Source organism: Cytophagia bacterium CHB2, from assembly GCA_030263535.1.
In the GTDB taxonomy this organism is placed as follows: Bacteria; Zhuqueibacterota; Zhuqueibacteria; order Zhuqueibacterales; family Zhuqueibacteraceae; genus Coneutiohabitans.
In genome coordinates this window covers 1-6,730 of record SZPB01000354.1, presented here as the reverse complement: position 1 = coordinate 6,730, position 6,730 = coordinate 1, and the positions used below count along the sequence as shown (strand labels likewise).

Below are 6,730 nucleotides of genomic sequence, written 5' to 3'. Positions count from 1 at the left end.
GTTCGCGGAGAAGCCGGCCAGCGTTGCCACAACGGATCAAATCGAAAAAGTCGGGGAAGAGGAATTGAAAAAACGCCAGGCGGAGTTGGAGGAGAAGCTGAAGGATTTGGAAGGGCAACTAGCAGCAAAAGGGGAAACGCCGGCGGGCGCTGCCTCCGGCGGCTTTGAGGAAACGCGCGAACCCATGACCTTGCCCTCGCTTGCCGGCACTTGGCGCACCGCCCAGGGCGTATCGTATTACATTCAACAAAATGCCAATGCCATGACGCTACAGGAAGTCAATCCGATCTATGGCGTCACGGCTGTGGGACAGGGAACGATTAACGGGCAAAATGTGCAATTCAACATAACCACGGCCGTGGGAACCTGGGGAAGCGCGCAACTCAGCCTCTCCGCAGACGGCCGGCAATTGAATGGCTACTATTCTGATGCCGTGACTGGAGCTGCGATCCCGTTGGCATTGTTCCGTTGATGGCTCACCCCAATAAAGCTTCACAAAACTGCCCCCCGTCTCCGTTCATGAATCAAATGCGTTGCATATCGGTTCTAATGAAAACGCCTGGAGACCATGTGCCTCCAGGCGCGGAATCTATTCGGACAATTTTTTCAACGTACCCAGCAACAGTTTGTAATAATTTGCCACCGAGGGAATCTTTACCCGTTCGTCCGGTGAATGCGGAAACTCGATTTGGGGACCCAGCGATACCATATCCATGCCGGGATATTTCATGCCGATAATGCCGCACTCCAAGCCCGCATGAATCGCTTTCACCGCCGGTTCAACGCCGAACAACTCTTGATGAACTTGCTTGGCGACCTGCAACACGTGTGAATTGAGATTCGGTTTCCAGCCGGGATAGCCCGCGTCTTCTTTCACACTCGCGCCAAAGGACTCCGCAATGGCGCGAATGCGATCGCGCAGCGCCTGCAATGCCGTGTTCACCGAGCTGCGCGTGCTGCAATGAATGTGGAGACTCTTCTTGCGTGTGTCCACCACGGCGAGATTTGTGCTGGTTTCTACCAATCCGGGGATGTCATTGCTCATCATCGCAACGCCGTGCGGCAAAGCGTGCAACAGGGCAAGGGCGCGGCGCGTCGTTTTGCCGGTCCAACATTGTTTGGCGCGGCCTTTTTCAATGGTCACCGCCAGATTCGGCTCGACGGTAGCATATTCCGCACGAATGGCGTCGATTTGTGCGTGCAGGGCTTCAAGAAAATCGTTCTGCTTTTTATTGGGCACGAGCACGGTGGCAAAGGCCTCGCGCGGAATCGCGTTGTGCTTGTTGCCGCCGGAAATTCCGGTGAGATAAAATTTCAGGCCGCGCGCCGTGATGAGATGATACAGCGCGCGCGCCAGCAGTTTGGTGGCATTGCCGCGCTGCAAATGAATGTCGACGCCGGAGTGTCCGCCGCGCAAACCCGCCAATTTTAGCCGCAAGACTTTCAAATTTTTGTCAACACGATCTTCCTTGAGCGGCAGCGCCAAATCCGTGCCCGCGCCGCCGGCGCAGCCGACATACAATGCGCCCTCTTCTTCCGTGTCGAGATTGATCAACTGCCGGCCGGTAAGCAAATCTTCGGCAAGATTGTTGGCGCCGGTAAGGCCGGTTTCTTCGTCAACGGTAAACAGCAATTCCAGCGGCCCGTGTACGGCGTCTTTTGCTGCCATCAGCGCCAACGCCGAAGCCACACCGATGCCGTTATCCGAACCGAGCGTGGTGCCGGTCGCGCACAGATACTCGCCGTCCAGCCGCGGTTTGATGGGATCCTTCTCAAAATCGTGTTTAACATCGGAATTCTTATCATTGACCATGTCGAGATGAGATTGCAGCACGGTGATCGGCGCATTTTCTCGCCCGGCAGAAGCGGGTTTCTTCACCACCAAATTGCCGGCGGCGTCTTGCTGATAACTTAAATTGTGCTTTTTCGCAATGCCGGTGACATACTCGGCTACTGCTTTCTCATTGCCCGAGCCGCGGGGGATTTTCAAAATTTCATCAAAATGCTGCCACAGGCTGCGAGGCTCCAGCTCAGATACAAATGACATTTGCAGGCTCCTTTCCGGGTGGGGATTCGAATGTATACGCAGGGGGATTTCTAAGCGCGAGAATGATTAACGTCCGCGCAACAATTTCTATTGAGTAGAATCAAATTCAGCAAAACAGCAAACGTTTCTCCCGAAGATAAGATTGCAATACGGACAAACGACAGCACCCTCATCCTGATAAACGAGCAGCAGGCGGGACCACATCTCCGAACGGCGGGATCATGCCATATGCGGCTCGAACGGCCGGCGATACTTGACCAGGCGCACGCTGTTGCCCTTGCGATTGAAATGCACCTCATCCATGAGACGATACATCATGTAGATGCCGCGGCCGCGCGGCTTGTAGAGATTTTCCGGCGCCGTGGGATCCGGCAACTGGCGATGATTAAAGCCCTTGCCGTTGTCGGTGATTTTGATTTCAGCGAGGCGATCATCGATTTTGGCCTCGACTTTCACGCGCTGCGTCGCATCGAAGCGGTGGCCGTGCTCCATGGCATTGGTGAGCGCTTCCACAATCGCGATTTTGATATTGATCTCTTCCAAGCTGATGATGCCGAAGCGCACGAACATTTCCGTGAGCTGATTGGCTGCGCCGGTGACGTAGTCAAGGCTGCTGGGCAGCTCGAAACGCACGGTTTGCCGCAGCCCGGGCAGCAGCCGCCCGGGCTTAATGGTGTCGTGATGAAACACCAGAATTTTGCGCAACGCGCTGAGCACTTGCCGGGGCTGATAGGGCACGGGGATCAAGTGCAGCGCGCCGGCATTGAGCGCGCCGATGGCGTCATTCATGCGGCTTTTATCCGCCAGCACGACGATCGGCAAAAACGGAAAACGGTTACGTGTGACCGCCACCATTTGCGAGGCCGGCATGTCGGAGGCCGGAATTTCGAGCAGCAGCGCATCACAAAATTTTTGCTGCAGAATGCTCAACGCATGCTGCGCCGAATTGGTGATTTGCACTTCCATGCCGTTTTCGCGCAAGGCTTGTGTCAGCTCGTCATTGCGTTTGGCATGGCCGTCAACGAGCAAGAGCCGCGGGACATAGGCTTCCACGGGAGGGCGTGAGGTTTCGACTTTCAGACCGGCATCCTTTCCGCGTTCGGGAATCGTCGCGGGGAAATCGTGATTTTTGCGTCGTAAAATCAGCATATCTCACTCGCGAGTTGGTGATTTTTCATGCGCATCCTAATAAAAATGACACCTGATCGCCCCGTCATTCATTTTTCTTCCTCTAGTCATTATTATAACAGCCCCTCGCGGCGCTTTTTGCCATTCACTGCAGCAGCGATTGCCGCTTAAACCACGGCCTCATATCTGGGCGCGAAACGCCTCCGGCGTTGTTGCGGCGGGCTGAGGATAATCGGTATTTTCAGATGGCACGTGGGACAGCGGCCCTCCTCAAGGTTCATTTCATATACGGCATGCCCGGTGCGCCGGATGAGCAGCGTGCGGCACGCCGGACAATAGGTATTGTTGCCCTCGCGTGTTGCGACATTGCCGATATAAACATATTGCAAGCCCAGCGTCAACGCCAGCAGGCGCGCCTCTTCCAGCACCGCGGCCGGCGTCGGCGGCAAGTGCATCAACTTGAAATCCGGATGAAAGCCGGTAAAATGCAACGGCACTTCCGGCCCGAGGTTGTCAAGAATCCACTGGCACATCGCGCGAATCTCATCAAGGGAGTCGTTCAATGTCGGAATGATGAGATTGGTAATCTCCAGCCAGGTTGTGCCGCGCCGCTTGAGCATTTTCAAAGTTTCCAGCACGGGCGCGAGATGAGCCAGGCACGTTTTGCGGTAGAAATTTTCGGTGAAACCTTTAAGATCGATGTTGGCGGCGTCGATATGATCAAACACCGCAGGCAGCGCCTCGGGCGTAATGTAACCGGCGGAGACCATCACGGTTTTCAATCCGGCGGCGTGCGCGGCTTTGGCAATGTCGATGGCGTATTCCGCCCAAATCACGGGATCGTTATACGTGAACGCGATGCTGGGGCAATCGCGCTGCAACGCCGTTTCCACAATCGCCTCGGGCGCAAACGCATAAGCGCGCTCATGATCATAGCGCGCTTTCGAGATGTCCCAATTCTGGCAAAATTTGCAGCCGAGATTGCAGCCGGCCGTACCCAGCGAAAGAATGCGTGTGCCCGGGAGGTAGTGCGAGAGCGGCTTTTTTTCGATGGGATCGATGTGAATGGCATAGGGATTGGCATAGGCGAGCGCGTAAAGCGTGCCGCCTTCATTTTTGCGCACGAAACAGAAGCCCGTTTGCCCGTCGCCAATTTCACAATAGCGCGGACAGAGGTAGCATAGGGCCTTGCCATTATCCAGCTTCTTGTAAAATTGTGCCTCGATCATGCCATTCCTTAAATCTCTGAAAACGGCTGAAAATACGTATCTAAAGGGCAAAAAGCAAGCCTGGAATCTGAATATGAAAATGAAATAATGGCGCGCATCATGCCGCCGCCGGCGCTGTTGTGGCGGGAATGAAATGAGTTTTAATTTATCAGAACAAATCTTGGTCAAATGTGGAATGTGGATTTCGGATTGTGGAATTCGAAAAGATTTTGTAACGCGAGAGTCCAATCCGCAATCAACAATCCGCATTCCGAAATGATTTGATTTGGGGTTGTGGAATTCAGATTGGGGATTGAAAAGCCTGTGCCAGAAAGCCGCGCCAAATCCGCAATCCCCGACAGATTGATTTGAGGTTGGGAAAATTCGAATTGCGGGATTCGAAGAGATTTTGCGACGAACAGCCCAATCCGCAATCACTAATCCGCATTCCGCAATCAAATGCCCTTGCTTTACCGTTTGAAGTTTGTTATCATGCAAACACTTTTCCTGCCAGCGTCATAGTTTTTTCAAGCTCGTCACGGCTGTTTTTAGAAAATTGAGGTTGAGTTTCTGATCAGGAGTAACTTGATGCCGAAAGATCAGAATGATCATACCATTTCCAATGGTCCGAGTTTCCACGCCAACAAGTCTGGGGCGGTAAATTATCAATTACCCCACATTCCCTACCTTCGTATGCGCTTCTCTTTACTGGCGCAACGAGATTCGCATTTACCCTTCTTCAAAGGCTCGCTCTTGCGCGGCGCGTTTGGCCATGCGCTGCGCCGCACCGTTTGCGTCATGGGGCCGCAACAGCCTTGTGAGACCTGTCTCTTGCGACGCCAATGCGCTTATCCCCAGTTGTTCGAAACTTTCGTCGAAGGCGAGCCCCCGCCCTTCTTGCGCGGCCTGGACACGGCCCCGCGCCCTTACGTTTTTGAACCATTTGATCAACAACAACATTACCGCGCCGGTGAGTCGCTGCGCTTTGATTTGCTTCTGTTTGGCAAAGCCATACCACTTCATCCCTATGCCATCTACGCCGTTGCACAGATGGCCTCAGAAGGCCTGGGCTACAAGCGCTTCCCTTTTGACTTGCTGAAAGTCGAATGGCAGGAGGGGGAAAACAAACAGCAAAAAGAAAAAGGCAAACAGCAGGAAGGCGATATCGAGCCGCGGACAGCAACCGGCGAGATTGAATGGCGGTTGTTGTATGATGGTGCAAGCAAGCGTTTGCACGAAAATCCCTCGCCGCAACTGGTTTCAGCGATAACTCATTCCACCGTATCTTCGGCGCAGATCACATTCCAAACACCCACACGCCTCAAATTCAATAATACTCTGACCAGTGAATTCTCCTTTCGCATGCTGGCGTTCAAAATGATCCGCCGCGTGTTGGAATTGGCGCATTTTCATCTGCCTGGGGCAAGTCTCGATTGGGAATTCCACGATTTGCTTACTGCCGCCAATTCCGTCAAGATCACCCGGCGGCAATTGCAGTGGGTCGATTGGGAACGCCGCAGTAACCGCCAAAACACGGAGATGAAGATGGGAGGATTTGTCGGAGAAATTGTCTTGGAGGGCGACTTGGCGCCGTTCATCCATTTGCTGCGTACCTGCGAGATTGTTCACGTGGGTAAAGGCGCGGTGTTTGGCAATGGGAAGATTGCTTGTGAAACCGCCCCGTGATAAATCGCGGGGCTAAAATTTCGAAGGACGCTGAAGCGCCCTCGAATTCCAGCGCCATTCGTGGCGCTTGCATTTTTTAGCCCGGCGATTCATCACCGGGCGGGAATCGTATCATCCTATTTCAAAATGGAGGGTCCCATGTCCTATTGGCGATTGCATTATCACGGCGTTTGGGCGTGCAAAAATCGCGAGGCGTTGATCACCCCGGAGTTGGAACCCATACTCTACGCCTATCTGCGCCGCAAAGGCCTGGAATTAGGCGCGATTATGCACATGATTGGCGGCATCGCAGATCACATTCATACGGTTTTTTCTTTGCCACCGAAATATGCCGTGGCTGATTTTATCGGCAAACTCAAAGGGGCAAGCTCACATTGGGTGACACATGTTTTGAAACACCCGGGCGCATTCGAGTGGCAACGAGGCTACGGCGTGCTTTCGTTTGGCGACAAAGCTCTCTCTGCGGTCATTGCCTACGCCCGCAATCAAAAAGAACATCACAAAAATCAAACCACCCGCGAGGTGATGGAAAAATGGAGCGAGGAAGAGGATGGGGTGGTGGTGTATTGGGATGAATCGGGTGGCGAGTCTACTGCGCGATGAATCTCGCGGCTAAAATTTGTAAGAGCGTTAATGCGCCCTCAAATTTTAGGGCCATTCC

At 53.6% G+C, this 6,730-nt stretch carries 5 protein-coding genes; 2 read left to right on the top strand and 3 right to left on the bottom strand.

Annotated features, from left to right (window positions below; translation table 11 throughout):
* Positions 1–589: 589 nt before the first annotated feature.
* The 3 genes from FBQ85_24455 to amrS form a co-directional block, all read right to left on the bottom strand.
* A complete protein-coding gene (locus tag FBQ85_24455; GenBank protein ID MDL1878284.1) occupies positions 590–2,047 on the bottom strand; it encodes an aminoacyl-histidine dipeptidase in 1,458 nt (485 codons plus the stop codon).
* 219 nt (positions 2,048–2,266) lie between these two features.
* Complete coding sequence (locus FBQ85_24450) at positions 2,267–3,196, bottom strand: response regulator (GenBank protein ID MDL1878283.1); 930 nt, start codon at positions 3,194–3,196, stop codon at positions 2,267–2,269.
* Positions 3,197–3,342: 146 nt separating this feature from the next.
* On the bottom strand, positions 3,343–4,377 hold the full coding sequence (gene amrS, locus FBQ85_24445; GenBank protein ID MDL1878282.1) for an AmmeMemoRadiSam system radical SAM enzyme: 1,035 nt from the start codon (positions 4,375–4,377) through the stop codon (positions 3,343–3,345).
* Between the two features lie 594 nt (positions 4,378–4,971).
* Between amrS and FBQ85_24440 the strand changes: the two genes are divergently transcribed.
* Positions 4,972–6,069 (top strand): CRISPR system precrRNA processing endoribonuclease RAMP protein Cas6, encoded by a 1,098-nt coding sequence (locus tag FBQ85_24440; protein MDL1878281.1) that lies wholly within the window; start codon positions 4,972–4,974, stop codon positions 6,067–6,069.
* Positions 6,070–6,207: 138 nt separating this feature from the next.
* The gene (gene tnpA, locus FBQ85_24435; GenBank protein ID MDL1878280.1) at positions 6,208–6,672 is read left to right on the top strand and encodes an IS200/IS605 family transposase; all 465 of its coding nucleotides are present in this window, start codon (positions 6,208–6,210) and stop codon (positions 6,670–6,672) included.
* Positions 6,673–6,730: the final 58 nt, after the last annotated feature.

Bases quoted from the DNA above. Each gene is read 5' to 3' on its own strand.
- tnpA (MDL1878280.1), top strand. From the start codon at position 6,208: ATGTCCTATTGGCGATTGCATTATCACGGCGTTTGGGCGTGCAAAAAT.
- FBQ85_24440 (MDL1878281.1), top strand. From the start codon at position 4,972: ATGCCGAAAGATCAGAATGATCATACCATTTCCAATGGTCCGAGTTTC.
- FBQ85_24455 (MDL1878284.1), bottom strand. From the start codon at position 2,047: ATGTCATTTGTATCTGAGCTGGAGCCTCGCAGCCTGTGGCAGCATTTT.
- FBQ85_24450 (MDL1878283.1), bottom strand. From the start codon at position 3,196: ATGCTGATTTTACGACGCAAAAATCACGATTTCCCCGCGACGATTCCC.